The organism is Brevundimonas sp. Soil_N_31 (assembly GCF_057655995.1).
The window spans coordinates 1-1,001 of the sequence record NZ_JBDGLE010000026.1; the positions used below are offsets into that span (position 1 = coordinate 1).

Sequence of the window (1,001 nt, forward strand, 5' to 3'; positions counted from 1 at the left end):
CCGCCGTTGACGCCTTGAGCGACCAGGGCGTCAGCCACGGTGCGCGCACGGCGGTTCGACAGGCCCTGGTTGTAGGCCGCGTTGCCCGAGGTGTCGGTGTGGCCGACGACCAGCACGCGGGTCGGAGCGCCCGACTTGGCGTAGTTGGCGGCTTGCGTCACCACCGAGCGGGCTTCCGCCGTCAGGTCCGAACGGTCGAAGTCGAAGTAGACCACGAACTGACGCGCAGCCGGCTTGGCCGGAGGCGGCGGAGGCGGCGGCGGGGGCGGCGGGGGAGGCGGCGGGGGCGGCGGCGGCGGCGGGGGCGGCGGCGGCGGAGCGGCCGGCTCGGCGCCGAACGCATAGCGCAGGCCCAGCGTCACGGTGTGCGACTGGTCGTAGTCGCCCGACATCGAACCGAACGGAATGGCGCCCGTACCCGAGGTGCGGGTTTCGAACTCAGCGTCGCCCGTCAGGTAACGATAGGTCAGGTCGACGTTGGCGCGGTCCGAAATCGACCAGGCCAGGCCGGCCAGAGCCTGAGCGGCGAACTTGGTCGAGGTGTCGTCAGCCGCGAAGGCCACGCCCGGCGTCTGGCGCAGGCGGCCGACAGTGTCGACGTTGACGCGGTTCACACCGACGCCCAGGCCGACGAACGGACGGATGGTCCATTCCGGCGAACCGAAGTCGTACAGCACGTTGGCCATCAGCGTCGTCGACGTGATGTCGCCTTCCGGCGAGTGGCACGGGCCGGTGGCCGGCGTCAGGTTGCACAGGCCTTGCGGGCCCGAGACGGCGCGCACCTTGCCGATGTCGCCCGAGCGGTAGCCGCCCTCGAGTTCAACACGCCAGTTCGGGTTGAAGCGGTAGCCCAGACGAGCAAAAGCCGCCCAGCCGTCGTTCACTTCCCAGTTCCAGTTGTGACCGGTCGCCGAGGCTTCCGTGTTGATGTCGTCGATGATGTGGTAGCCGGCGTCGATCGCGCCGTACCAGCCATCAGGCTCAGCCGAAGCAGCGCCGGC

General features: G+C 70.2%; 1 protein-coding gene. It reads right to left on the reverse strand.

What is annotated here, in order from left to right:
• The coding region (locus AC3A3G_RS16340) for an OmpA family protein (RefSeq protein ID WP_487488734.1) at window positions 1–1,001 on the reverse strand (1,001 nt) is incomplete at both ends.